Origin of the sequence: Methylococcus capsulatus, assembly GCF_036864975.1 — a bacterium.
Taxonomy (GTDB): Bacteria; Pseudomonadota; Gammaproteobacteria; order Methylococcales; family Methylococcaceae; genus Methylococcus.
In genome coordinates this window covers 2,511,413-2,536,509 of record NZ_CP104311.1, presented here as the reverse complement: position 1 = coordinate 2,536,509, position 25,097 = coordinate 2,511,413, and the positions used below count along the sequence as shown (strand labels likewise).

Genomic DNA, 25,097 nt, shown 5'->3' with positions numbered 1-25,097 from the left:
CACGCACCTTTGCGCCGGGCTCCTCACTGAACGGCCGCGTAGATCCGGCAAACTTGCCGTGCATGACAACGCTTTTAAGCTTAAATTACACTCCTCACCCGCCGAAGACACGCCAGTCCTTGGTAAGGCGGCCTTCGGCCATAGACCGACCCCGATACAAGGAGCATGGCTTTGGACCTTCAGGAACGGCTCGATGCTTCCAGCCTGCTGGCGCTGGCGGCATTTCTTCACGATCTCGGCAAATTCGCGGAACGCGCCCGTATCGGTGAAGCCAACGAAAAGCGCGCCGATGGCACGACGCGCATCGAAATCGAGAAACAACTCCACTGCCCCCATTTCAATGGTCGTGCGACCCATATCCATGCGGCGTACACGGCCATCGGCTTCGATCTGCTGGAGCGAGATCTGCCGGATCTGGCGGGTGAGCGGGTGACGCCGTTCGCGCCCTGGCGGGATTGCGATGCCGACGATTCCCTCATCAACGCCGCAGCGCGCCACCATCGCCCGGATACCTTCCTGCAATGGATCATCGCCACGGCGGACCGGCTGGCCTCCGGCTTTGAGCGCGACAGCTTCGCGGCCTATAACAAGGCCAGCGACGAGGCGCCGGCACAGAAGCTGAACCATTACACGACCCGCCAATGGACGCTGTTCGAGCGCATTCATCTGCAGGAGCGGCCGGCGTCCGGACGCTGGCGTTATCCGCTGAAGCCGCTGTCACCGGCGTCGATTTTCCCGGTCTTGGCGGATCGCTACGAATCGGCGGACACCAACGCGGCGCAGGCGGAATACGCGGCATTGTGGAATGGATTCCGGGCGGGGCTGGCGCGGATTCCGGCCGAGCACCGGCGCAACCTGGCGCTGTGGCTGGATCACTTCGATAGCCTCTGGCTCACTTTTACCCATGCCATTCCGTCGGCCACCGCCGGTTTGGGCGGTTCGGTGCGGCCGGACGTGTCTTTGTACGACCATTCCAAGACCACGGCTGCGCTGGCAGTGGCGCTGTGGCGCTTCCATGACGATCGCGGCGACGCGCCGGAAGCGATCCGCGAGCAGTTGCGGGCGCAATGGGACCGTTTGCGGGCCGGCGACGACGACAGCCGGCAGGCTTGGGAAGAGGAAAAGTTCCTGCTGATCCAGGGCGATTTCTTCGGTATCCAGGATTTCATCTTCGCCAGCGGCGGCGAAACCCAAAAACGCGCCGCCAAGCTGCTGCGCGGGCGCTCGTTCTACGTGTCGCTGCTGGCCGAGCTGGCGGCGCTGCGGCTACTCGAGGCCTTGGGGCTGCCGCCGACCAGCCAGGTGGTGAACGCGGCGGGCAAGTTCCTGATCGTGGCGCCGAACACGGCGGAGGCGCGCGCCACGGTCCGGGCGGTGCAAGCGGAATTCGATGGCTGGTTCCTGAGCCACAGCTACGGCCAGTCCGGCATCGGGCTGGCCATGCTGCCGGCACGGGCGCGGAATTTCCAGGCTGGTAAGGCGGGCGAGGACAGCCCATTCCGCCGGCTGACCCAGCGGCTGTTCGAGCAGCTGGAAGAGGCCAAACTGAAGCGCTTCGCGCTCTGCGGTGAAGCTCCGGCCGGGCCGTTGTTCAGGGATTTCCTCGATGCCTTCACCGCAAAAGGGGTTTGCGGCATCGATGGACGCTCGCCTGCCACGACGGAGGAAGGCGGCATCGCGGTCAGCGCGCTGGCAGCGGACCAAATCCAGACCGGGCACTACCTGGCCACCCAGCAGCGGGTGTTGATCAGCACCGAGTGCTTGAACCATCACACGCTGAAGCTGCCGATCTTCGGCTATTACGTGAATTTCTCCCACGGGGAGGCGGACACCGGCCGGTTCGGGCACGAAGCGAAAACCGGCCATTTGCGCCGCTGCTGGGATTTTTCGCTGCCCGAATCCGCCGATGCGCCGTTGTGGAACGGCTATGCGCGCCGCCACATCAACGCCTACGTGCCGCGCTTCGGCGCGCTGAATGAGTTCGAGCGAAGCCGTTACTCCGGCTTGGATTCGCCTAGCGTGGATGAGATCAAGACCCTGAACCACATCGCGCGGGATGACCGGAGGCTGGACGAAGAAGGCCACTGGTACGGCCAGGAAGCGCTGATGACGCTGAAGGGGGACGTGGACAATCTGGGTCGGATCTTCGAAAGCGGGCTGGAACGGCCGACCTTCGCCCGCATGGCGGCGCTGTCGCGGCAGATGAACGCCTTTTTCGCCATCTACCTGCCTTGGCTGTGCGCGCACGGCGAGGACAATGGCGTGTCCCGCTACCGCAACACCTACACCGTGTTCGCCGGCGGCGACGACTTCTTCCTGATCGGGCCCTGGCACTCCACGCTGCGCCTGGCCGAGCGCATGCGCAAGGCCTTCAATCGCTATGTCGCGGGCAATCCCGATATTCATTTTTCCGCTGGCCTGTCGATGACCAAGCCGGGTTTGCCCATCCGCCAGTTGGCAGCGCTGGCCGAAGAGGGCCTGGAGGCGGCCAAGGCGTATGCGCCCGGGGGGCCGAACACCGCGCCGGTCAAGAACGCCGTGACCTGTTTCGGTCAAACGGCAAGTTGGTCCGATTTCGACGCCATTCTGGCCCAGGAGGCCGAACTGGAACGGCTGGCCGGCGAATTCGGGCTGTCGACCGGCTATGTTTATGGCTTGCTGCATCTGACCGACATGGCGGCGGCCGTGAGCCAGCGCCCGGAGAATGCACTGTGGCATGCCTACTTCGCCTACCGCACCCGGCGGATGCTGGAATCGCGCGTCAAAGGGGGCGAGGACCGCGAGGCCACCGAGTGCAAGCGGCGGGCGCTGCAAGGCGAATTGGCCGCAGAGATCGCCCATAAGGGCATCGGGCAGTTCGGGGCGGCCTACAAAATCGCCCTGTTTACCTATTTGTATCAGCAACGGGATTGAGGAGCACAGATGGCTGAATATCACGGGCAACAGCGAAATCAAGGGCCGCGGAGAGGCCACGAGGAACGGTTCCCAGAACCGGCCTTGGATACCAGCGCCGTCCATTTGGCGCCGGTGGATGCCGAACTGTTCAACGGCACCGCGAAGATGATGGCTCAGGCGGTGGCCCGGGCGGATCGGAACCGCAACAAATCGACCCAGTTGCGCCGTTTTTACGATGAGCTGGTACTGTGGGAAACCCGGGTGAACCAGGCGTCCACCGAACAGCGGGCCGCCAAGTTCGCCGAATGCCTGCCGTTCATCCGCATGATCAACGCCAAGGCGGCTTACGCCGAGGGCCGCAAGCTTGTCGACTCCAGCTTCGTGAAGCTGATGCACGATACTTTGGCCCAAGTGACCGACCCCGCGACGCTCGGCACCTGCAAGCTGTTCTGGGAAGCCTTCATGGGCTTTTACAAACAGGAAAGGCAGGACTCAAACACCCCGTAGGATGCGGTTCGTTCAACGATGCGGTTCGTTCCTCACCGCATCCTACAACCAATGGGGGTAGGTTGAACGCGTTGATGAATCTTATAAAGCCGTATTCCCTGCGGCTTGGCGAAGCATCTTCGATCGGTTCGAGCCACCACCCAACCCCTGAACAAGGAGACATAACCCATGAAACTGATCGCACTCCAAAAACTCACCGGCACCCTCGAACTGGTCTCGGGCCTGCACATCGGTTCCGGCAACACAGAAATGCACATCGGCGGCACGGACAACCCGGTGATCAAGCATCCGCTGACCCAGCACCCTTATATTCCCGGCTCCAGCCTCAAAGGCAAAATCCGCAGCCTGCTGGAATGGGAACTGGGGGTGGTCGGCATCACCGATGGCACCCCGCTGGGTTTCAAACACATCGACAGGATCGACCCGGCCCAGCTGGAGCCGGCCAAGAACCTGCTGCGCCTGTTCGGCGGAGCACCGGAAGGCGGCAACCATGACAGTGATCTGGTGAAAGAGATCGGCCCGACCCGGCTGGCTTTCTGGGATTGCGCGCTGGAACCGGGCTGGATCGAGGAAATGAACAGCCGCAATCTGCTGCTGACCGAAAACAAGTCGGAAAACATGATCGACCGTATCCGCGGCGTGGCCGAACATCCGCGCAACACCGAACGGGTGCCGGCCGGCGCACGCTTCGAATTCAACCTGACCCTCCGCGTGCATGACGGCGATGAAAACTTGCTGGAAATCGTCTGGAAGGGACTCAGGCTGCTGGAACTGACCGGCCTTGGCGGTTCCGGCTCGCGCGGTTACGGCAAGCTGAAATTCACCCGGCTGGAGCTGGAAGGCGAGGACAAGCTGCCGGAATTGGGAAAAGTCCGCTTCAGCGCCGCGGCGTGAGCAAAGCCGAGAGCATTTTCAATTTCGATGATTCCTGAATTTTCGGACTATTGTGCATGTATCAGCTCTACCGCTTCATCATCCGCCCCCTCTCCGCCTTCGGTTCGGAACCGCTGGGGGACATGCTGTTCGGCCACTTGTGCTGGGCGGCGCGCAACCGCTTTGGCGAGGAGCGGCTTGACACGCTGCTGACGGGTTATACCGAAAACCGGCCGTTCGCGGTGCTTTCCGACGCCCTGCCGGCGGGCCATCTGCCCCGCCCCACCCTGCCCGGACATTGGTTTGAACATGCCCCGGAAAGCGACCGCAAAACCGCCAAAAAGTTGGTCTGGATGCCGCTGGACCAGGCGACGGTGCCCGCATCGGAATGGGGTCGGCATTGCAAGAAGCCTGGCGATATCGCCGGTGTGATCGCTTCGGAGCATCCCCAGCCGCACAATAGCATCCAGCGCCTGACCGGTACAACCGGGGAAGGCCAGTTCGCGCCGTACACCCAGAGCCAGCTCTGGTACGGCGCAGGCGCCGCGCTCGATATTTACGCGGTGCTGGACGAAACCCGCCTGACCCGCGCGGAGCTGGCCACGCTGTTCGACGACATCGGCACCTTCGGTTTCGGCCGTGACGCCAGCATCGGCCTGGGCAAGTTCCAGGTGGAAGATCTGGCGCCGTTCGCCTGGCCCGAGCCGGCCGCCGCCGATGCCTGGCTGACGCTGGCGCCGTGCGCGCCGCAAGGCCTGGACTGGGACGCCGAGCGCAGCTTCTACCGACTGTTCACGCGGTTCGGACGGCATGGCGATGTCGGTGTGCATCAGAGGCATCCGTTCAAGACCCCGGTGCTGCTGGCCCAGCGCGGGGCGGTTCTGACCCCGCGGACCGGTGGCCCAAGCTCCGGCGATAGCCGGGCATGGTTCATCGGTCAGGGCCTGGGCGGCGCCAATGCCTTGTCCCGGGCCGTACCCGGCACCGTCCACCAAGGTTATGCACCGGTGTTCGGAATTCAACTGCCGCGAAGGGAGGCCGCATGAGAGCATTCACCAGCTACCGGTTGCACATCACACCACTGTCACCGATCCACATCGGCACCGGCGAATCCTACGAGCCGACCCATTACGTGATTGAGGACGATCTCCTGCATGAGTTCGACAGCGGAGCGGTGATGGACGCCTTATCCGACCAGGACCGGAAGGAGCTGCTGACCGTCGTCAGCGGCAGACCGGACACCGAGATGATCAAAAAGGTGCAGCGCTTTTTCCATGCTCGCCGAAGCAAGCTGATACCTTGGGCGCGCTACTGCGTGCCGGTTCTACCCCAGGTGGCTCAAATGTACGCAAGCCGGGTGGGACAAGCCGCCAACCGGGAAGGCGACGGCGGGCAGGTATTGAACCGCCTGGAAATCGACCGCACCGCCTTCGATCCGATCAGCCGGGCACCGGTGCTGTTCGGCTCCTCGCTGAAAGGCGCGATACGGACGGCGCTGCTGGACAAAATCAATGGCGGCGCCCGAGCGCCGGAGCGCAAGGGCTTGCACGAGTTCCAGGGCCGCTTGCTACGTTACCGCGATCTGCAAACCGGAAAGCAGCGCCTGGAACTCGATCCGCTGCGGCTGGTGCATCTGTCGGATTCGGCTTGGCGGGAATCTTCCGGACTCACGGCCACCGCGGTGCATCTGGCCGTGAACCGCAAGAAAACGCCGGTCAAGGACGAAAAAGGCCAGTTGCGCAAGGCCATGGGCGAAAATCTGTACCAGATCCTGGAATGTGTATCGCCCTGGCGCTACCGGGCGTTTTCCGGACAGCTCAACCTCTACCGGCTCGATGCTTTACCCCGGCAAGAGCTCCTGCCTTCGCCTGAGTTTCGGTATTCGATGGAAGCATTGGCCACGGCCTGCAACCGCTTTTATCTCCCAATGCTGACCGGGGAAACCAAGCTGCTGAAGGAACGCGGCTTCGCCGATCAGTACTGGTGCGAAACCATTCAGAACACGCTGAAACAGTCTCAAGACAGGCTCAAAGCCGGTCGGGCTTTCGTGCTGCGGGTGGGACGCCACAGCGGCGCGGAATCGATCACGGTTTCCGGTACCCGAAAGATCAAGATATTGAAAGGCAAGGGTCAGCAACCCGATGAGGCGAACGCCGCCAAAACCCTCTGGCTTGCCGCCGAAAGCAAGGATCAGAACACCGGATTGCTGCCTTTCGGCTGGCTGTTGGTGGAGGTCGAACCGCTGGTTGCTCTCGAAACCGATTGGCCGGAGCTGAAGGCCCTGTGTGAGACGCGGCTGGTTGAGGCACGCCGTTTGGCGCAGAGGTTGCGGGAGCGCGATGCCCAGGCCGCGCGGGATAGGGCCGAGGCCGAGGCGCGACGCCGGGACGAACAGGAAAAAGCCCGCCAGGAAGCCGAGCGGCTGGCCCAGGCCGAACGTGAGCGGGCGGAACGGGCGGCGCGTCTGCAGGCCATGGGACCGGAGCTGCGCGCCGTCGAGGAATTCCGCACGTATTACCTCGCACAGAAACAGAAGGGGCGCTATCAGCCGGGTAGCCAGTTCGACGAGAAGCGCCGCGCCCTTCTGCAAACCGCCCTTGGCTGGAGCATCTCCGAAGCGCGCCGGGCCGCCGCTGCCCTGCTGCGCGAAACCATCAAGGACTGGACCGACTGGCCCTCGAAAAAGGAACGCAAGGCGGAATTCCGCTCCGGCCTGGAAGCGCTGGAAAGTTAGGCCACAGCCGATAAGGAAGACAGCGAAGTATGCAAACCGAAGTTCTCGTCATTCCGCAGCCGCGCGGCCGGGCTCAGGACGCCCTGCCGGGTGGCTCGCTTTTCGTATTGCCCACTGGCAACGACCCGGCCGCTGCGCTGGCGTGGCCCCGCGACTGCGGCGACTGGCCGGACGAAACGCTATGGCTGCCGCGCGCCGACGCCGAGGGGAATGAGCGCTATTTGCAGCTCATTCCTTACGCCTTGCTCCGTAATGGGTCGGGCGATCTCTGGTGTTATCGCCGCCATGGCGGCGACCAGCGTCTGCGGGAGTGCTTCAGTTGCGGTGTGGGCGGACACGTGGACCGTGAGGACGAGGATGTCACCCTCAGAGCGACGGTATGGAACACCTTGCTCCGTGAACTCGGTGAAGAACTGAACTGGCAACCGCCGCCCGAGCCGATCGAACCCGTGGCTTGGATTTACGAGGGACTTTCTCCGATAGGACGGGTGCATTTGGGGCTGCTCTATCTGCTGGACTGGCACGACGAAGAACCACCCCGCGCGGTGGACCCTGCCCTGGCCGACATCGGCTTCCGGTCGGCGGCGGACATCCTGGCCGAACCCCGCTTCGAATTGTGGAGCCGCCTCGCGGCCCGCTATGTCAGCGGAGAAAGCCGATGACGCCCATCCTGCTTTGCACCTTGGGTGCGTCCTGGGCGGTGATCCCGGAAGCCTACGGATTTCTCGCCCCCGACCGCCTGCCGCTGTTTGCGAATCATCCCGAACGCGAGGCGCTCGATGCGCTCCGCGCCCGCTACCAGTTAGCCGCGCCCGAGGAAATCTGGGTATGCACGACACAAGGTGAAAAAACCCGCACCGGCATCGAGCATCTGCTCGACTGGCACGGCCTTCTGGATAGCCCCGTCACATTACGCATCTGGCAGGCCGAAGCCACCGACCAGCTCGCCAGCCAGGCCGAATGCGACCACATGCGGGAGCTAATCCTCCGGGCGGCGCTACTGGCGCATGAGCACGCCAGGGGCGGCCAAGTGCTGCTGTCGCTGGCCGGCGGGCGCAAAACCATGAGCGCCGATCTGCAACGGGCCGCATCGGTATTCGGCTGCCAGGCCTTGCTGCACGTGATCGAAAATGAGATGCCGCCGCTGCTGAAAAACCCCACGGCGGAATTCCTGACCCGCCCGCTGCCCGCCACGGACCCCGAAGGCAGGAGCTGCGCCGGCGCCATCCTACCCTTGATCGCCACGGGGGCCTCGCCCCGCAGCGAGTTGCTGGATGTCGCCTTGGATGAACGCCCGCCGGTCTCCGCTCCCCGTTTTCCGCTGCCCTTGCCGGCCTCAGGAACCGTTCTGGCCTGGCCCGCAGCCACGGACGACCTGCTGACCCGAGAACTGAACGAACGCGAAACCGCGGGAAGCCGGCTTCTCGGCAATTACTTGCAACAGCTCAGCCACAGCGAACGACACGAGAATTGGCGCAGCCTTTACCGGCTGCCGCCGCGCACCATCGAATTTCTGCGTGATACCGCCATCGGCCCGGAATACCGGAACTGGCTGGAACGCGTGCCCAAAGCCGACCTGCACCGGCATTTGGGCGGTTGTCTCGATATTCCCGCGCAGCGCACGGTGGGACAGGCCATCTGGCAGAGCTTGAGCCCGGGTGAGCGAGACAACGCCCTGAAAGCGGTGAACCCCTTGCTGCAAACGGCTGCATGGCCCGACCAATGGCCGGAAATGCTCGCGGCCAAGGCGCCGCGCTCGCATTGCGCCGCCGCCCTGCTGGTCGAGGCCGACGATGACCGGCTCCACCGCAATCTGTACGGCGTCACCGAACCGCGCGTCGCCCTCAAATCCAAACATCGTTTGGGATTTGCCGCCTACGAACGACCGGGCGAGTTATCCGGTTCCGCGCTGTTGACGCATCCGGCGGCCATCGAGCCGTATGCCCGCGCCGTCGTCGGCCAGGCCCGTGCGGAAGGACTCCTGTATGTCGAATTGCGCGGCAGCCCCCAGAAATACGGCGACGGCCTCGCCTTTCTGCGGCAATTGCGCCAGGCGCTGCACGATGCTCTGCCCGGTCCCGCCGATGGCCCGGTTCCACGCTTTTCCTTCACCGTCATCGCCGACCGCCGCCAGCGCGACCGTATCGCCCAAGTGATCGAGCTCGCCGTGGAAGCCAAGAATGAGATGCCGGATTTCGTGGTGGGGTTGGACCTGGCCGGGGACGAGGGCACCACCCGGCCGGAACAGATCGCCGGCCTGTTCAAAAAAGCATTCGAAATCTGCCTGCCGATCACCATTCATGCCGGCGAAGGCGAATCAGCGGAGTCGATCTGGCAGGCCGCGTATCACCTCCACGCGGACCGGATCGGCCACGGGCTCACCATTGCCGAACATCCCCAATTAGCCGAGCGCTTCCGCGACCGCGGCATTTGCCTGGAGCTTTGCCCCACCTCGAACCGGGAAGTCGTCGGCTACCTCGATCCGGCAGTGGAAACGAGCCAGGGCTGCCCGGCCTACCCGGTTTTGGAGCTTTGGCAAAAAGGATTGCCGCTCACCCTATGCACCGACAACCCCGGCATCAGCCGCACCCGCTTGAGCGATGAATACCTGACGGCGGCGCGCATGAGCGGCGGCAAGCTCTGCCTGTGGGATGCGTTGGCCATGATCCGGCAGGGATTCACCCACGGCTTTTTGCCGGCGCTGGACAAGGCGGAATTGCTCAGGGAGGCCGACGCCCAGATCTATCGGCGGGTGCTCGACCGCTTCACCGATGCCCCTGCGTGATTTCTGTCCGGGATTTCGTCGTCGGCAAACTTGCCGAACCGGGCGAGCGGCTGCCGGAACGATCAGACTAGGTACCGATCTTCCGCTGTTTGGCTATTGATCAAGGAGAGCCCCTCTTGAAACCGATGAAAACGCTGTCCTATCAAGTGACATTCCTCACCCCCGCCTTTCTCGGCAACGCCGAGCAAAGCGGCCAATGGCGCACGCCGCCGTTCAAGCACCTGCTGCGCGAGTGGTGGCGGGTGGCGTATGCGGCCGATCACAAATTCGAGATCAACATGGCAGCCATGCGGCATGAAGAAGGGAAACTGTTCGGCCATGCCTGGCTCGATGATGACTACGATCAACGCGGGCAAAAAGTCGCGGCACGCAAGAGCTTGGTGCGGATGCGGCTGGAACACCCAAGTGGTGACCATGACAAAGCGTGGCTCGTTGGAACCCAAAGAGGAGTGGCACCGCTCTCCGATGGATTGGAGACCAGCTACGCCTGGTTTGGCCTCATCAAGCGTGGTAGGGGCCAACCTGACCGCACCGCGATCAAGGCAGCGGACGGCAACAACGCCACGGCAAACGAAACGACGCGCCTGCTGCATATCGCCGTCCCTGACGGATTCGCGCCAAAAATTCTTGAAATCATGCAATTGATCGATGCATTCGGCCTGCTCGGAAGCCGCAGTCGCGGCGGTTGGGGAGCACTTCATGTCGAAGGTATCGACCGGATGCGTCGCGAGGCGATGAGCCGTTATACAAGGCCGCTCGACAAATGCCTTGAACAAGATTGGGCAATGTCGCTGGCAAGAAACGATGACGGATTGTGTGTCTGGCAGAGCAATTCTTCATTCGATGCGTGGCACAAAGCAATGCGGGTCGTTGCTATCGAGCGCAGGCTGGTTCGCAGCAAACTGAAAGGAATCAATGGAAGAGACCTACGTCCTGCGCTGGGGTTTGTCACGCCGAGCCGCATGCCAAGCCCATTGCGGTGGAAAATTATTCCGAGTGACAACGGGAAGCTGGGGATTCGCGTATTTGCCCTGCCACACAAACTGCCCGCAGAAAATGGAAAATCCATACAGGCCGATCTGTTACGGCGAGCGTGGCGGGTCGTATGCAACACCCTTGATCAATCCCAGCATGTCACCCGCTTGGGTTGATAGGACAAGATCATGGAAAACACCAACTACACCCTCTGGCAAACCAAACTCGCCGCCCGCCTCCACGACCCGGCGGAAAAAGCCCTGGTGCTGCTGCGCGACCCGGCGGGGCACGAGAACGGCACGTCGCGCGCCCTCACCCGGCTGCTCGGTCTCTCGGAGACCGGCGCCGAAACCCTGGATCCGGACAACGCCGACGTCCTTTCCACGGTGATCTTCAAGAAAGGCCTGCCGCGGGAAATCTACCGCCACGTCCAGCGCGCCGACTGGTGGGCCGCCGCGGCCGACCGTCCGCAGTGGCCGATGCAGGAAATCACGGTGACCACCCAAGCGGGCAAACGCAAGACGCTGAAAGTGGCCGACTGGGCACAAGTGCGCTGGACGAACCAACCGGTGTTGATCCATCCGCTCACCGGCAAGCAGTACGCCTTGCCCGGCGGCCTGTCCGAAACCGATTTCCACGACATCAAGCAGCGCAGCTTCGAGCACTTCTCCCGCCTGCTGGTGAAGCTCGGCGCCGAGGAGGGTGAAACGCGCGATCTGCGCAAGACCTTACTCGCCTACTGGCGCTTCGGCCCGGATTTGTCCGTGAATGGGGCAGACACCGAAGACTTCGGCAAGCTGGGCGCGCTGTGGGGGTTACTGCCCGCCGATACCCGCATTCCCGATCATTCCATCTGGGATCATCTGGACCTGACCTCGGCCTTCGCAGGCGCCTTTGCCGCCGATCCGAACGGCGAATCGGCGCTGCTGGCGCTGTCGATCGGCCCGGTGCAAAGCTTCATCGCCACCGCCCGCACCACCTCCGACCTGTGGGCCGGATCGCACCTGCTCGCGCGCTTGAGCTGGGAGGCGATGCGCCCGGTATGCGAGCGCCTGGGCCCGGACGCCATCCTGTTCCCCCGGCTGCGCGGCATTCCCCAGGTGGATCTGTGGCTGCGCGACCAAATGGAACTGCCCGGCGAGTTATTCCAGAACAGCGACTGGACGCGCGGCGCGACGGATGCGAACCCGCTGTTCTCGGCGGCGCTGCCCAACCGTTTCGTGGCCGTGGTGCCGGCCAGCCAGGCACGAGCCATCGCCGATGAGGTCACGCAGGCCGTGCGCGGCTGGCTGCAAAGGCTCGGCGAGGATGTGGTGATGCGTCTGCTGCACGAAGCGGGCTTCGACAAGGAGGCCACGCACACACCGTATGAGCAAATGAAAGAACAGCTCGAAGGCTTCCCGGAAGTCCACTGGGCCGCCGTGCCGTTCTCCCTGATCCGCCCGCGCAATGAAGCGAGACAGACCGACCTCGACGTGAGCGCCCTCTCGTCCGCCATGGCGCCTTTTTTCTCCCCTCTCCCCGTGGGAGAGGGGGCGGGGGGAAGGGCCGGAGGAGAGGGCCAATATGGCTTCCTCGCTACCCCCGCCTGGCAGGTTCTGCAGCAGGAAATCGACTGGGGCGACGGCACCACCTTTTTCGCCCCCAACCCCGGCGTGCTCTACCCGGCGGTGTACGACCTGGCCGAGCGGGTCATGGCGGCGGCCAAGGCCACGCGAACCTTCGACCAGACCTCACAGACGGGGTGGCGCTGTTCGCTGACGGGCGAGACCGAATGGCTGACCACCGACCGCGCGCAACTTGCATGGCCGCCCGGTCAACGCAAAGACACTTTGTGGACGAGAGTCGCCGACGAAAAGCCCGCCTGGGCCAAGAAGGGCGAGCACCTCGGCGCCCTGCCCGCCATCAAGCGCCTGTGGCCGACGATCTTTGCCGAAGAAGTCGGCAAAGCGCTCAACCCGAAAGACGACGGCACGGCGAAGGCCATCGGCCGCTTCGTCGTCTCCACGCACACCATGGCGCTGGCGCACCAGCTCGATCAATGGCTGGAAAAAGGCGGGCATACGGCCGAAGGACTGGCCTCCGCCCTCAAGAAGTATCGCAGCGACACGGTAGCGCTGCCACGTCGCCTCATGCGCCGCCACCAGGACAACCCGGCATTGGCGGATGCCAAGTGCATCCCCGGCCTGCTCGAATCGGCACGCGATGACGAGGATGACGACGCTTACGAGAAGGTAAAAAGTCTGGTGCGCCAAACCCTGGCCCTCACCCCCAGCCCCTCTCCCAAAGGAAGAGGGGAGAAACGCGAGGAAATCCGGCTGGAAACCTATTACGCCCTGCTGATGATGGACGGCGACCGCATGGGCGCCATTCTCTCGGGCGACGACAAAACCGGCACCGCCATTTCCTACCGGGACAGCTTCCACCCGCAGGTGCGGACAGGCTTCGACGCGCACGCGGCGCGGCAGGACTTGATCCGCAAGTACGGCGCCCAGAAGCGCCCCATTTCGCCCAACCGGCATCTGGCCATTTCCGGCGCGCTCAACGACTTTTCCCAGACCGTGGTGCGCCATGTGGTCGAGGAAGAACACCTGGGACGGGTGATCTATGTCGGCGGCGACGACGTGCTGGCCATGCTGCCGGTGGCCGATCTGCTGCCCACCATGCAGCGGTTGCGTTATGCCTACTCCGGTGTCGATCCCGAACATGAAGGTGGCGTGTGGCAGGGGCTGACCCTGCAAGGAGGCTTTGCCGCCCTCAGAACCGGGCATGGCAAGAAGCAACGGCTGCAAGTTATGCGCATGATGGGGCATAACGCTACCGCAAGTTGTGGCGCCGTCATCGCACACCACCAAGCGCCCTTGGGCGCGGTGCTGCGCGAACTGCGCGCGGCGGAACAACGCGCCAAAACGCAAGGTGGGCGCGACGCGTTCAGCGTCACCGTCATCAAACGCTCGGGCGGGGCGCTGTACCTGACCGCCAAGTGGGGTGAGCCAATCAAGCTGCTGCTTGATCTGCGCGACTTTCTTGCCCAGGACGACGTCTCGCGCCGGGCCATCTTTCACACCCACGCCTGGCTGCGCGACTTGCCAGAACCGCATGGCGACGGCCGGATGCTCGCCGATCTGCTCACCTACCAGCTCGTGCGGCAAGCGCAGGGAGACGCCGAGCGCAAGGCAAAGGGGCTGGCCGAGCGCCTGACCGAACTGGCACTGCAACAGCCTGGAAAGCGCCGGGCGTGGCTGGAAAACTTCCTGTCCGTCGCCGAATTCCTCGCCCGCGAAACCCGAAGCCAAGGAGAAGACGCATGAGCGCCGTCGCATACCGTTTTCTGGAACCCCTGGACGTGCTTTTCCTGCGCGGCAACAAGCTGTTCGGCGATCCGGGCAGTTTCGGCGATTCGCTGATCCCGCCCTGGCCTTCGGTGGCGGCGGGCGCGCTGCGCTCGCGGATACTGGCCGACGATGGCGTGGACCTGGCCGCCTTCGCGCGGGGAGAGATCGACCATCCGGCGCTGGGAACGCCCATGGAACCCGGCCCGTTTGCCGTGACGGGCTTTCACGTGGCGCGGCGGTGGGCTTCAGGCCAGGTGGAACTGCTCATCACGCCGCCAGCCGACCTGGTCATCTCGGAGGATGATCGCAAGCCATCCGCAGTGCGGGCGATCGTCCCCCTCTCCTGGCCTGGTGGCAAGCCATCGTCCGCAGCGGGGTTGGCCAGCTCCTTTATCCTGCCGCGATTGCCCGTGCTGGCCGAACGCGAGCGGGGCAAGCCCGCCAGCGGCTACTGGCTCACCCAAGCCGGCTGGGCGCGCTACCTGCGCGGTGAGGTGCCTGCTGTAGGCGAACTCGTCTCCAGCCACGAGCTTTGGCAGTTCGACCACCGGGTGGGCGTGGGTCTCGATGCCGCCACCCGTCGCGCCGCCGACGGCAGGCTCTTTACCGTGCAAGCGGTGGCGATGAAGGCCGGCGTAGGCTTCCTTGCTGTCGTTGTGGGAGCGGATCTCCCCAGCAACGGGACTGTTCGCCTAGGCGGTGACGGACGCGCGGCGGCCGTCCAATCCGTGGATTTCTCGCCGCCGCAATCGGACTACGAAAGCATCGCCAAGGCGCGCCGCTGCCGGCTCGTGCTCACCACCCCCGGCATCTTTGCCAAGGGCTGGCTGCCCACCGGGGCGCGGGAGAACGATAAGCGAGACGATGGCGCCGTGTGCTTCGATCTCCACGGCGTCAAGGGCTGGATCGTCTCGGCCGCTGTGCCGCGCTTCGAATTCGTCTCCGGCTGGGATCTCGCGAAGTGGCAGCCCAAGCCTGCGCTGCGCGCCGCCCCCGCCGGCAGCGTCTGGTGGTTGGAACTCGACGAAGGCATCACGGCGGAAGCGCTTCGCAAGCTTGTCGAGCGTGGGCTTTGGACCGATGAGCAGTACGATGAAGAAATGCGCCGCGCCGAGGGTTTCAACCGGGTGGCGCTGGCTGTCTGGAAATGAACGATGCGCTCATTCCTACAAGGTTCTGATGTCGTACGAAATGCGCCCACGCGCCTTCCGGCGCATGCACCGTGAGCTTGCCCTGGGCGGGTTTTTGCGTTGCTTCCCCCACCGAAACCGCGCTCAGGAAAAGGGTGTGATCGGGGTCGGAAAGGATCTCGCGCATCGCAGGCGGAAGTTCTGGCCCATCCCAGATCAACCACAGGAATACATGGGTATCGAGCAGCAATCTCACCGCGGCTACTCGGTCTTGGACTTCCCCTCCGGGTGCAGCGGGTCACTGGGTTTGATCTCGTACCAATCGGCAAGCTCCTCCTCGCTCATGGGTTCAAAAAAATTCGGGGCCGACGTGTCCCATGCCTTTGGCGAGTCCGATCGGCCGCCGCGCCTTGGAAGGAGAGGGACCCTGGACCGGATGCAGCTCGGAGACCGGCTTGTTGCGCCGCGCGATCACTACGGTCTCGCCCTGTTCAACCAAAGCCAAGTACATCGATAGATGGGCTTTGACCTCGTGAATATTGACTACTTTCTGGAGAGTTATAGACCATGTTTGAGAAAAGGGCCGCTGTTTTTCTCTACGCCGTCAGCCCCGTCCACCTGGGCGCCGGGCAAGCCGTAGGCGTCATCGACAACCCCATCCAGCGCGAGCGCCACACCGGGCACCCCTGCTTTGCCGGTTCCGGCATCAAGGGCGCGGTGCGGCATGGGTTCGAGACCATTGGCGGTGATGCCAGCCTGATCGACCGGCTGTTCGGTCCCGATGCGGGAAGCGCCGACCTGCACGCCGGCGCCGTCAGCTTCGGCGACGCCCAACTGGTGGCCCTGCCGGTTCGCTCGCTCAAAGGCGGCTACGTGTATGCCACCTGTCCCCAAGCCATCTCTCGCGCCCAGCGGCTGCTCGGCCTGATTGGCATCCCGGAGGGTTGGCCCGCGCTGCCCGGCATCGAAGAAGGCCGCTGCCTGCTCGCCAACCCGGCCTTGCTTTCCGGCGACAAGCTGCACCTGGAAGCCTTCGAATACACCGCCCAAGTGTCCCAAGACTTGCCCAGGCTTTCCGAAGACCTCGCCACCCGCGCCCTGCCCGCGGACGACGGCTACACCTTTTTCCGCGACAAGCTCAAGACCGACCTGGTGGTGCTCTCCGACACCGATTTCGCCTACTTCGCCCAAAACGCCATGCTGATCGAGCCCCATGTGCGCATCGACCCCGATACCGGCACCGCCAAGGAACGCGGCCTGTTCTACACCGAGAACCTGCCGCCGGAATCGCTGCTCATCGCGCCCCTGCTGGCCAGCCAGACCCGCACCGGCAAGAAAAAGGACGACAAGGAAGACTGGGAGGATGCCGCCGGGGTGATGCTCAAAATCAAGAACGTCATCAACGGCAAGCTGCTGCAAATCGGCGGTGACGCCACCACCGGGCGCGGCCTGGTGGTGGCCAAGGTGGTGGAGGGCAACTAATGAAAACCCTCTCCCTCAGCAAAGACAAACCCCGGCAAACGCTGGAACAACAACGTGCCCAGGATGCATGGGACTGTGCTGTCAAGGCCAAGCAGCAACTGGGGGCCGAATATGACAAATACGTCGATCTAGCCAAGAGCGTACCCGCGTTGATCATGAATTCGGGGCTGATGCAGGTATTGGCGTACCTCCACGAGAAAAGTCTGGACAAGAAAACCGGTAGACCTAAACCTGACGACCCGCATACGCACATTGGTCAGCATCTTAGGGACGCCTTGCACACGCGTTTCGATGATCTTCCTGCGGATTTCGAAGGGGCCATGAAGAAACTCATGGAAGCCGAGTCACTCCGCTTTCAAGCCATCACCGCCGAAGCCTTCGCCTGGCTCAAATGGCTGCGGCAAATGGCCAGCGCACGTATGGGAGGAGAGTGACATGCCGATTGCCGCCGTGCCCCAATATCTGGGGCAAGATTTCAAGGACGCCTCCCCGGGAATGCGGTTTGGACTGCTGCTCCCGATATGGACTGACCGTCAGGATCAGGAAAATCAGGTCAAGAAACAAGCTGAGCGGAAAAGTTCCGAAGGCCGAGAAATCGCCGAAATGCTTCGACGCTACGGTATGGATGCCACCATCGCGGAGCTGTGCCGACGCCAATGCAACCCCTTGCCTGGGCTATGGGAGAAAAACGATTTCGCCGCACGTAATGCCTGGGACAGCATCAAGGTGCTCACTCCGAACGATCGCAAACGCATGAAGGCGCTCGTTGACCGTCAAACGGATTTGACCTGTGGAATTCCTGACGACGCCCTGCTCCGTCTCGACGCCATCGCCACCTCCCCCTTCACCACCGGCCTCGGCAACGAACACCCGCTCGAAAACGGCTTTTCCTTCCTCTGGCCCTATGGTTTGCCCTACTTGCCGGGCAGCGGGGTCAAGGGCGTGCTGCGTCAAGCGGCACGGGAGCTGGCCAGCGGCGAATGGGGCGAAACTCACGAGTGGGATGTGCACCCTCACCCTAAATCCCTCTCCCCCCGGGAGAGGGACTTTCCGCTCCCCTCACCCGCAAGCGGGAGGGGGGACGGGGATAAGGGCCAGTCGGTCATCGACATTCTCTTTGGCTTCGAATCAAAAGATGGTGACACCGAACACCTGCGCGGCGCGCTCAGCTTTTGGGACGTCATCCCCCAGATCGAGGGCGACAGCCTTCTGGTCGAGATCATGACCCCGCACCAGTCGCACTACTACCAGGAAAAACGCGACCGCAAGACCGGCGACAGCATCACACCCCACGACTCCGGCCAGCCCACGCCCATCTTCTTTCTCACCGTACCGCCAGGGTCCGGATTCACGTTTCATGTGCAGTGCGATCTGGCACATCTCGATCGCCTCGCACCGGAACTTACTGCCGATAGCCAGTGGAAAAAGCTGATCGAAGCCGCGTTCGAGCACGCGTTCCAATGGCTCGGCTTCGGCGCCAAGACGGCGGTGGGATATGGGGCGATGCGCTCGGACAAACAGCGCCAAGCGCTGGAAACCGCAGCCGCGGAACGTGCAGCACAACTGAAGGAAATCGCCAAAAAACAGGAGGAAAAGCGGCAAGCCGAGCAGGCTGTTCCATGGCCCGGTGCACGCATCAAATTTAACCGGAACAATGGAACGCTCTCGGTCGAGAAGGACGGCAAGATCGCCTCCGCCCTCGCGCCGCAAGGAAAAGAATTGCTGGAAACCTTGCCATCGGAAATTCAAAAGAAGGTACTCGCCAATCAGTTCATCAAAGTCACAGCCTACGTGTGCGAAAAAACCCTGATACGGCTGGAGACGGCATGACTACCTTCTTCATCACCCGCCACGCCGGCGCCCACCTCTGGGCGGAACAGGAAGGCATCCGCGTCGACCGGCTGGTCGACCATCTCGATCCGGCGGAAATCGAGCCGGGCGATACGGTGCTAGGCACCCTGCCGGTCAACCTCGCCGCCGAAGTTTGCGCCCGCGGCGGCCGGTATCTGCACCTCAGTCTGGTCTTGCCGGCGGAATGGCGGGGGCGGGAACTTTCCGCCGACGATCTCCGCCGCTTCGGGGCGCGCCTGGAACAATTCGAGGTGCGGGCCACCCCGTCGGCTGGACGGCCATACGGTCCCGTCGGTCGTGATGCTGGAGACGAAACCGAAGCTCGGCATTGCCAGCGGACGACCGATTCCGTAACGGGAAATACTGGAGTAAGTTCCGAACAAACCGATCCGTGAGAACCAAGCACACCCGTGAAAACCCTTATCAGCTTCCTCGGCAAAGGCCAACTCGACCCCGCTACCGGCTACAAACCTGCGACCTACCGTTTCGAAGACGGCAGCCAACGCACCTCACCCTACTTCGGACTGGCGCTGACTGAATATCTGCGGCCCGACCGGCTGGTCATCCTCGGCACCTCCGGCAGCATGTGGGACGTGTTCATCGAGCATCAGGCCCAAACCGGCGAACATGAAGAAACCCGGTTGCAACTGTTTGACGCCGTACCGGCAAACCGGGTTGACGATGCGCTGCTCGAAAAACTCGCTCCGTTGCTGGAAGACCGATTGGGCGTTCCGGTATACCCCGTCATCGTGCCATATGCCGTGAGCCAGGAAGAACAGGTCGCAGTACTGGGAAGGCTCGCCGACACCGTGAATGAGGGTGGCGAGGTTTTTCTGGACATCACCCACACCTTCCGCACCCTGCCGATGCTCGCGCTGGTCGCCGCCCAATACCTTGAGCGGGTCAAGAAAACCCAAATCGCCGATATTTACTACGGCGCTTTAGGCATGGAGAGCGAAAATGCCACCCCCGTGGTGCGTCTAGGCGGCCTGCTCCGGCTCATGAACTGGGTTCAAGCCCTAGCCGCCTATGACAAAGACGGGGATTATGGCGTTTTCGCCTCATTGCTCGAGCAGGAAGGCTTCGATACGAGAAACGCCGAACAGCTACGCTTGGCCGCCTTCCGTGAACGCACCGGTAATCCGGTCCAGGCCCAGCAATCGCTCAACACCGTCTATTCAGCGATCGAGCAACTGAATACGCCGATCGGCAGATTATTCCGACCGGAACTGCTACGCCGGCTGGCGTGGTGCCGCGAACCCCGCCGCGCCGACTGGGAGCTGGCATTGGCGGACACCGCACTGGAGCGCTCCGATTTCCTGCGCAGCGCGATCTTTCTGCAGGAAAGCTTCATCACCCGCAAGGTCTACGCGCGCAAGGAAAACATCAACGACTACCAGGCGCGCGAGAACGTCCGGAACGATCATCGGGAGCAGGCCGACTTCAAGTTGCTTACTCGATTGCGCAACGCCATGGCCCACGGCCTGCGCGCCAATGACAACGACGTACGGCAGGCGATGACAGACGCGAATAAGCTACGGACGAAGCTCCGACGGATCCGGAAAGCGCTCTTCGGTTAAAGCCGAACCTCCCCTCGGCACCGCTCGGGGGACGGCAAGCAAAAGTCGCCGGCTGAGCGCACTCGAAGCCGGCGGCCCCCGCAAGCTTGCCGACCCACCCTTCCCGCCGTTCGCGCGGTAATCTTGCGCCATGGCGAAACGCACCCTTTACCTCGGCGCTTACGACGTCTCCGACGACACCCGCCTCCGGGCCGCACTGAAAGTGCTGCGCAATTACAGCACCGGCGGCCAGAAGTCGGTATTCGAATGTTTTCTGAGCGCCTTGGAAAAACGCCAATTACTGGAAGACATCGCCGGCGTCATTGACCTCACCGAAGACCGCTTCTTCCTGATCCGGCTCGACCCGGCATCCAAAGTCGCGGTACTCGGCACCGCCATAGCGCCGGCCGATCCCGCCTACTACTACGTCGGCTGACTCTCCCATGGGCACACTGTATCTCGACCGCAAAAACCTCGAACTCCGCCACGAAGGCAAGCACCTTTGTCTCTACGAAAACGGCACGAAAAGCGGCACCGTCCCGATCGGTCTGATCGACCGCGTCGTCATCCGTGGCGCCGTGACACTCACCTCCGGAACCATCGGCGCCCTGACCGAAGAAGGCATCGTCCTGGTATTGCTCAGCGGTCGCCACGGCAAACACATGGCCACCGTACTGGGCCGTCCGCAAGGGGACGCCTGGCGGCGGATCGGCCAATACCGCTGGTATCACGATGCCGGCTACCGCAGCCGCTGGGCCCGCCTCCTGGTGCTGCTCAAATTGCGCGCGCAGCACCGCATGCTCACCCGTGCCCTGCAGGAACGGCCCGATTGCCGCAGGCCTCTGACCGACGCCCAGGACAAACTGCTGCAACTGATCGGCAAAGTCCAAGCCCTGCCGGCCGAAGCTGCCGCGCTGCCCACCCTGCGTGGATTGGAAGGCGCCGGAGCCGCCGCCCATTTCGGCGCTCTGCAAAGCCTGTTTCCGCCGGCGCTCGGTTTCACCGGCCGCAACCGCCGGCCGCCGCGGGACCCGGTCAATGCCGTACTGTCGCTGGCCTACACCCTGCTGCATTTCGAAGCCATCGCCGCCTGCCATGCCGGCGGGCTCGACCCCTACATCGGCTTCTATCACGAACCCGCCTATAACCGCGAGTCGCTCGCCGCCGACCTGATCGAGCCCTTACGCGCCCACATCGACGACTGGGTCTGGCGATTGTTCGCCGACCGCGCCCTGCGCGAAGACCATTTCACCCGCAGCGGCGACACCTGCCTGCTCGGAAAAACCGGTCGCGAACGCTTCTACAGCGCTTTCGAAATCCGCTGTCGGCCCTTACGCCGGCTGCTGCGGCGCCAGGTATACGGCATCGCCACCCGCCTCAAGGACGACCACGACGCCAACGGGAGTGCCGCCGCATGAAACCGCTCTATCTCTACGGCAGCCAGTTGCAAGTCGCCAACGACGGCGCCGCGCTGAAAATCAGCCAGCCCGAACAGGCGCCGCGCTGGTACCCCCTGGGCCGGTTGTCCCGCGTGGTATCCGCGTGCAACGTCGAATGGACCACTGCGGCGCTGCTGCGGTGCGCCGAGTCCGGTATCACCGTGACCTTCCTCGATGGTGACGGCAGGCTCGTCATGCGCTGCATCGGACCGCGTCCCTCACCGCACGACCGCTTCGCCCAGCGCCTCGACGAATTCCTCCAGCATCCCGATCGGGACGTACTCTACGCCGTCTGGCTCGAAGGCGTCGAGCGCAACGCCATCCGCAGCCTGATCCGCCGCGCCGGACTCATCTTCACACCCGACCTCACCGCTCCGGAACTGCGCCGGCTGTTCCTTGCCTCCGCCAAAGACATGGGCGGGTACGACGCCTACCGGGCCATTGGCGCTCACCTCCGCTGCCTGTTGAATTCCCACGTCACCCAGACCCTGCACGATCTCGGCGTAGACCTGGGCCAGTGTACCGCGGTCGGCTTCGACCCCGTCACCGGGTGGGTCCGCCTGTTGCGGTGGGAATTCGAGCTGCCCTGTGCAGCGTGGCTGGAACACCGGCTGCAGCAAGGCCGAATCGCTGAATGTCCGTCGCCGGCCGAAATCGTAGCCTGGTACGAACGACGGAGAGAAAGGCTCGACTGGCTGACCCGCAGCATCACCTCCCGCATGCACCGCTGGCTCATAGAAACGGAGTGAACATGGCTCAAAACACCCCCCGGCTCCATATCATCAGCTACGACATTGCCGATCCTCGTCGTCTGACCCGTCTGCACCGCTATCTCAGTGGTCTCGGCATACCCTTGCAGTATTCCGTGTTCGTTGCCAAACTCTCGCCCCGCAAACGGGCGCGCATGCTCGAAACCATCGCCGACATCATCGATCCCCGCCGCGACGACGTCCGGATTTATCCCTTTCCCCAGCATGGCGAGCGCATCCGGCTTGGCCGCCAGAGCTTTCCCGAGGGCATTTTCCTCATCGACGGCGGCTGCGACCTGCTTTCCTTGAGCAAATCCTGACCGCCCGTCTTGCCCGGATTTCGCACCGATGATTTACTACAGACCGAACGGACGTCATGGCATAAGCAGAAACGCCACCCTCCGGGGAGTCAGCTTTTTGAACGGGCGAATTTTCTTCAACCCCCTTTGCAAGCCATTGAATGGCAAGGAGGAAAAAGACGAAGCAGTTGTAATCGAGACCTGATGAAGAAGGGATTAAGACGTTAGTTTCTGAAGCGTTTGTGTTTCGCTTCAGTGTTGTAATCGAGACCTGATGAAGAAGGGATTAAGACTTCATCATATACGTCCCATTCCTTAAATTCGTTGGTTGTAATCGAGACCTGATGAAGAAGGGATTAAGACCCATTAGAATTTTTATAATTAATTAAATTACTATGTTGTAATCGAGACCTGATGAAGAAGGGATTAAGACATTATCCGCCAACCATTTAAAAGCATCCGACTCCGTTGTAATCGAGACCTGATGAAGAAGGGATTAAGACCATTGATACATCCGCCGGCTTCGATGCCTCCGCTTGTTGTAATCGAGACCTGATGAAGAAGGGATTAAGACTCTATCAGTCCGCCGGCTTCGATTCCTCCGCCGGGTTGTAATCGAGACCTGATGAAGAAGGGATTAAGACCGACAGCCTAATCCGCTTTTTTCAGCTAACCGGCGGTTGTAATCGAGACCTGATGAAGAAGGGATTAAGACGTATGTCTGACAACGGAACATCAAGAATACTGGCGTTGTAATCGAGACCTGATGAAGAAGGGATTAAGACGCAGCAAATCGCGACGATGCAGACGATGCAGACGGTTGTAATCGAGACCTGATGAAGAAGGGATTAAGACGATTTCTCCAAGGTCGCATTGGTTCTCACCGTATGTTGTAATCGAGACCTGATGAAGAAGGGATTAAGACTAAATAATATGTATAAGTTTGCGTTTGCGTTTTGTTGTAATCGAGACCTGATGAAGAAGGGATTAAGACTCTCGGTCTGGTTCAACCGAGTTTATCTTCCATTCGTTGTAATCGAGACCTGATGAAGAAGGGATTAAGACGGCGTGATGCCACGTTTCTTTAGCTCTTCGGCAAGGTTGTAATCGAGACCTGATGAAGAAGGGATTAAGACGTCCATTCGCCTAGGGCATTGCCCCAGACTTCAGTTGTAATCGAGACCTGATGAAGAAGGGATTAAGACAATCTCTTGCGCGCGGGTATCGATAACGGCAGGAGTTGTAATCGAGACCTGATGAAGAAGGGATTAAGACATGGCTTTTAGGCCTGTTATTTTTTGTTTTAATTCGTTGTAATCGAGACCTGATGAAGAAGGGATTAAGACTACAAGAAATTGCCTAATTATTGAATTCTCCCAGCGTTGTAATCGAGACCTGATGAAGAAGGGATTAAGACGGCACAATAACGCAGTGTTTTTGGCGATTTCTGTGTGTTGTAATCGAGACCTGATGAAGAAGGGATTAAGACTCAAGCTGTTCGGGAGTCGCTCTATGCTGTGTCAAAGTTGTAATCGAGACCTGATGAAGAAGGGATTAAGACGGAGCATAGGAAATGTACTTATACGGCATTCCTTGTTGTAATCGAGACCTGATGAAGAAGGGATTAAGACTGCATCGCTGCCGGCCTTTCTTCTTCATGCATCCGTTGTAATCGAGACCTGATGAAGAAGGGATTAAGACCCCGTAGCGCCTCTATGGCATCGAGCATCTGATGTTGTAATCGAGACCTGATGAAGAAGGGATTAAGACCGTCAGGCGCTTGCAGAATTGGGCAAGCTGGCATGTTGTAATCGAGACCTGATGAAGAAGGGATTAAGACCGAGTAGTAGTCGCGGATACGCGCGATGAGCTTGGTTGTAATCGAGACCTGATGAAGAAGGGATTAAGACTATGTACAGTCGTCGATGCGCTTGGCGATGGGGTTGTAATCGAGACCTGATGAAGAAGGGATTAAGACGAAAACGCCACAGGGATGCCCTACGCTCCGGCCGTTGTAATCGAGACCTGATGAAGAAGGGATTAAGACATCACCATACAGGTAGAAATCACGCAGGACGCAGCGTTGTAATCGAGACCTGATGAAGAAGGGATTAAGACGAGACCTCTTGACGCAAGGTATCTACCAAGTCTCGTTGTAATCGAGACCTGATGAAGAAGGGATTAAGACCGATGAGCATTTTCTTTTCCTCCAAAAAATCAAGTTGTAATCGAGACCTGATGAAGAAGGGATTAAGACACGCCGCGCAATCCCAATGCGCGGTTAAATTGAGTTGTAATCGAGACCTGATGAAGAAGGGATTAAGACTCTAAGTAAACCGGGTTATATCCCGGAAGTCTTTGTTGTAATCGAGACCTGATGAAGAAGGGATTAAGACCCTATCATCCAACGGGATGATAGGGCACGGAAGGTTGTAATCGAGACCTGATGAAGAAGGGATTAAGACTATATGTAGTTTACAAAGC

General features: G+C 61.5%; 21 protein-coding genes and 1 CRISPR repeat array (1 of these 22 cut by a window edge). Of the genes, 19 read left to right on the top strand and 2 right to left on the bottom strand.

Translation table 11 applies throughout. The features are described 5' to 3' along the window. Positions 1-165: 165 nt before the first annotated feature. The 10 genes from cas10 (N4J17_RS12445) (at position 166) to N4J17_RS12400 (ending at position 15,255) form a co-directional block, all read left to right on the top strand. Positions 166-2,913: a type III-A CRISPR-associated protein Cas10/Csm1 gene (cas10, locus tag N4J17_RS12445; RefSeq protein WP_198321518.1), complete on the top strand. Its 2,748-nt coding sequence runs from the start codon at positions 166-168 to the stop codon at positions 2,911-2,913. Positions 2,914-2,997: 84 nt separating this feature from the next. Next, positions 2,998-3,402: a type III-A CRISPR-associated protein Csm2 gene (gene csm2 / locus N4J17_RS12440; RefSeq protein ID WP_232470167.1), complete on the top strand. Its 405-nt coding sequence runs from the start codon at positions 2,998-3,000 to the stop codon at positions 3,400-3,402. Positions 3,403-3,570: 168 nt separating this feature from the next. Then, positions 3,571-4,296 (top strand): type III-A CRISPR-associated RAMP protein Csm3, encoded by a 726-nt coding sequence (csm3, locus tag N4J17_RS12435; RefSeq protein WP_198321516.1) that lies wholly within the window; start codon positions 3,571-3,573, stop codon positions 4,294-4,296. A gap of 56 nt (positions 4,297-4,352) precedes the next feature. Beyond that, a complete protein-coding gene (gene csm4, locus N4J17_RS12430; protein ID WP_198321515.1) occupies positions 4,353-5,321 on the top strand; it encodes a type III-A CRISPR-associated RAMP protein Csm4 in 969 nt (322 codons plus the stop codon). Next, the gene (locus tag N4J17_RS12425) at positions 5,318-7,009 is read left to right on the top strand and encodes an RAMP superfamily CRISPR-associated protein (RefSeq protein WP_198321514.1); all 1,692 of its coding nucleotides are present in this window, start codon (positions 5,318-5,320) and stop codon (positions 7,007-7,009) included. Before csm4 ends, N4J17_RS12425 begins: the two co-directional genes overlap by 4 nt. Positions 7,010-7,038: 29 nt before the next feature. Beyond that, a complete protein-coding gene (locus N4J17_RS12420) occupies positions 7,039-7,671 on the top strand; it encodes an NUDIX domain-containing protein (protein ID WP_198321513.1) in 633 nt (210 codons plus the stop codon). After that, a complete protein-coding gene (locus N4J17_RS12415; protein ID WP_198321512.1) occupies positions 7,668-9,794 on the top strand; it encodes a CRISPR-associated ring nuclease in 2,127 nt (708 codons plus the stop codon). Before N4J17_RS12420 ends, N4J17_RS12415 begins: the two co-directional genes overlap by 4 nt. Positions 9,795-9,919: 125 nt before the next feature. Next, positions 9,920-10,945: an RAMP superfamily CRISPR-associated protein gene (locus N4J17_RS12410; protein WP_338457684.1), complete on the top strand. Its 1,026-nt coding sequence runs from the start codon at positions 9,920-9,922 to the stop codon at positions 10,943-10,945. A gap of 12 nt (positions 10,946-10,957) precedes the next feature. Continuing rightward, on the top strand, positions 10,958-14,080 hold the full coding sequence (gene cas10 / locus N4J17_RS12405) for a type III-B CRISPR-associated protein Cas10/Cmr2 (protein WP_198321510.1): 3,123 nt from the start codon (positions 10,958-10,960) through the stop codon (positions 14,078-14,080). After that, positions 14,077-15,255, top strand: a complete 1,179-nt coding sequence (locus N4J17_RS12400) for a type III-B CRISPR module-associated protein Cmr3 (RefSeq protein ID WP_198321509.1) — start codon at positions 14,077-14,079, stop codon at positions 15,253-15,255. Before cas10 (N4J17_RS12405) ends, N4J17_RS12400 begins: the two co-directional genes overlap by 4 nt. On the opposite strand, the gene N4J17_RS12395 is transcribed toward N4J17_RS12400, so the two are convergent. Both N4J17_RS12395 and N4J17_RS12390 read right to left on the bottom strand, forming a co-directional pair. Then, positions 15,224-15,490: a type II toxin-antitoxin system VapC family toxin gene (locus N4J17_RS12395; RefSeq protein ID WP_198321508.1), complete on the bottom strand. Its 267-nt coding sequence runs from the start codon at positions 15,488-15,490 to the stop codon at positions 15,224-15,226. The two genes, N4J17_RS12400 and N4J17_RS12395, sit on opposite strands and share 32 nt — an antisense overlap. A 93-nt stretch (positions 15,491-15,583) precedes the next feature. Then, positions 15,584-15,739: a type II toxin-antitoxin system Phd/YefM family antitoxin gene (locus N4J17_RS12390; protein WP_232470165.1), complete on the bottom strand. Its 156-nt coding sequence runs from the start codon at positions 15,737-15,739 to the stop codon at positions 15,584-15,586. Between the two features lie 62 nt (positions 15,740-15,801). Between N4J17_RS12390 and cmr4 the strand changes: the two genes are divergently transcribed. The 9 genes from cmr4 (at position 15,802) to cas2 (N4J17_RS12345) (ending at position 22,634) form a co-directional block, all read left to right on the top strand. Beyond that, positions 15,802-16,716, top strand: coding sequence for a type III-B CRISPR module RAMP protein Cmr4 (gene cmr4, locus N4J17_RS12385; protein WP_198321506.1), 915 nt, complete (start codon positions 15,802-15,804; stop codon positions 16,714-16,716). Beyond that, positions 16,716-17,150 (top strand): type III-B CRISPR module-associated protein Cmr5, encoded by a 435-nt coding sequence (cmr5, locus tag N4J17_RS12380; protein ID WP_198321505.1) that lies wholly within the window; start codon positions 16,716-16,718, stop codon positions 17,148-17,150. Before cmr4 ends, cmr5 begins: the two co-directional genes overlap by 1 nt. A 1-nt stretch (position 17,151) precedes the next feature. Next, positions 17,152-18,546: a type III-B CRISPR module RAMP protein Cmr6 gene (gene cmr6 / locus N4J17_RS12375; RefSeq protein ID WP_198321504.1), complete on the top strand. Its 1,395-nt coding sequence runs from the start codon at positions 17,152-17,154 to the stop codon at positions 18,544-18,546. After that, entirely contained in the window at positions 18,543-18,962 is a 420-nt protein-coding gene (csx16, locus tag N4J17_RS12370; protein WP_198321503.1) for a CRISPR-associated protein Csx16, read from the top strand. Before cmr6 ends, csx16 begins: the two co-directional genes overlap by 4 nt. Positions 18,963-18,977: 15 nt before the next feature. Then, the gene (gene csx2 / locus N4J17_RS12365) at positions 18,978-20,147 is read left to right on the top strand and encodes a TIGR02221 family CRISPR-associated protein (protein WP_198321502.1); all 1,170 of its coding nucleotides are present in this window, start codon (positions 18,978-18,980) and stop codon (positions 20,145-20,147) included. Between the two features lie 130 nt (positions 20,148-20,277). Continuing rightward, positions 20,278-20,562 (top strand): CRISPR-associated endonuclease Cas2, encoded by a 285-nt coding sequence (cas2, locus tag N4J17_RS12360; RefSeq protein WP_198321501.1) that lies wholly within the window; start codon positions 20,278-20,280, stop codon positions 20,560-20,562. A gap of 7 nt (positions 20,563-20,569) precedes the next feature. Next, positions 20,570-21,544, top strand: coding sequence for a CRISPR-associated endonuclease Cas1 (gene cas1 / locus N4J17_RS12355; protein WP_198321500.1), 975 nt, complete (start codon positions 20,570-20,572; stop codon positions 21,542-21,544). Continuing rightward, positions 21,541-22,314, top strand: a complete 774-nt coding sequence (locus N4J17_RS12350; RefSeq protein ID WP_198321499.1) for a CRISPR-associated endonuclease Cas1 — start codon at positions 21,541-21,543, stop codon at positions 22,312-22,314. The genes cas1 and N4J17_RS12350 overlap by 4 nt, the downstream gene beginning before the upstream one ends. A 2-nt stretch (positions 22,315-22,316) precedes the next feature. Continuing rightward, complete coding sequence (cas2, locus tag N4J17_RS12345; RefSeq protein WP_198321498.1) at positions 22,317-22,634, top strand: CRISPR-associated endonuclease Cas2; 318 nt, start codon at positions 22,317-22,319, stop codon at positions 22,632-22,634. Between the two features lie 166 nt (positions 22,635-22,800). Beyond that, a CRISPR array of direct repeats spans positions 22,801-25,097; the repeat unit is 36 nt; unit sequence GTTGTAATCGAGACCTGATGAAGAAGGGATTAAGAC; it runs 1,815 nt beyond the window's last position.

Excerpts from the sequence above, each read along its gene's own strand:
- cas2 (WP_198321498.1), top strand. The coding sequence starts at position 22,317 with ATGGCTCAAAACACCCCCCGGCTCCATATCATCAGCTACGACATTGCC.
- cmr4 (WP_198321506.1), top strand. The coding sequence starts at position 15,802 with ATGTTTGAGAAAAGGGCCGCTGTTTTTCTCTACGCCGTCAGCCCCGTC.
- cmr6 (WP_198321504.1), top strand. The coding sequence starts at position 17,152 with ATGCCGATTGCCGCCGTGCCCCAATATCTGGGGCAAGATTTCAAGGAC.
- cas10 (WP_198321518.1), top strand. The coding sequence starts at position 166 with ATGGCTTTGGACCTTCAGGAACGGCTCGATGCTTCCAGCCTGCTGGCG.
- csm3 (WP_198321516.1), top strand. The coding sequence starts at position 3,571 with ATGAAACTGATCGCACTCCAAAAACTCACCGGCACCCTCGAACTGGTC.
- cas2 (WP_198321501.1), top strand. The coding sequence starts at position 20,278 with ATGGCGAAACGCACCCTTTACCTCGGCGCTTACGACGTCTCCGACGAC.
- N4J17_RS12420 (WP_198321513.1), top strand. The coding sequence starts at position 7,039 with ATGCAAACCGAAGTTCTCGTCATTCCGCAGCCGCGCGGCCGGGCTCAG.
- N4J17_RS12425 (WP_198321514.1), top strand. The coding sequence starts at position 5,318 with ATGAGAGCATTCACCAGCTACCGGTTGCACATCACACCACTGTCACCG.
- csx16 (WP_198321503.1), top strand. The coding sequence starts at position 18,543 with ATGACTACCTTCTTCATCACCCGCCACGCCGGCGCCCACCTCTGGGCG.
- N4J17_RS12415 (WP_198321512.1), top strand. The coding sequence starts at position 7,668 with ATGACGCCCATCCTGCTTTGCACCTTGGGTGCGTCCTGGGCGGTGATC.
- cmr5 (WP_198321505.1), top strand. The coding sequence starts at position 16,716 with ATGAAAACCCTCTCCCTCAGCAAAGACAAACCCCGGCAAACGCTGGAA.
- cas10 (WP_198321510.1), top strand. The coding sequence starts at position 10,958 with ATGGAAAACACCAACTACACCCTCTGGCAAACCAAACTCGCCGCCCGC.
- cas1 (WP_198321500.1), top strand. The coding sequence starts at position 20,570 with ATGGGCACACTGTATCTCGACCGCAAAAACCTCGAACTCCGCCACGAA.
- csm4 (WP_198321515.1), top strand. The coding sequence starts at position 4,353 with ATGTATCAGCTCTACCGCTTCATCATCCGCCCCCTCTCCGCCTTCGGT.
- N4J17_RS12400 (WP_198321509.1), top strand. The coding sequence starts at position 14,077 with ATGAGCGCCGTCGCATACCGTTTTCTGGAACCCCTGGACGTGCTTTTC.
- N4J17_RS12350 (WP_198321499.1), top strand. The coding sequence starts at position 21,541 with ATGAAACCGCTCTATCTCTACGGCAGCCAGTTGCAAGTCGCCAACGAC.
- N4J17_RS12410 (WP_338457684.1), top strand. The coding sequence starts at position 9,920 with ATGAAAACGCTGTCCTATCAAGTGACATTCCTCACCCCCGCCTTTCTC.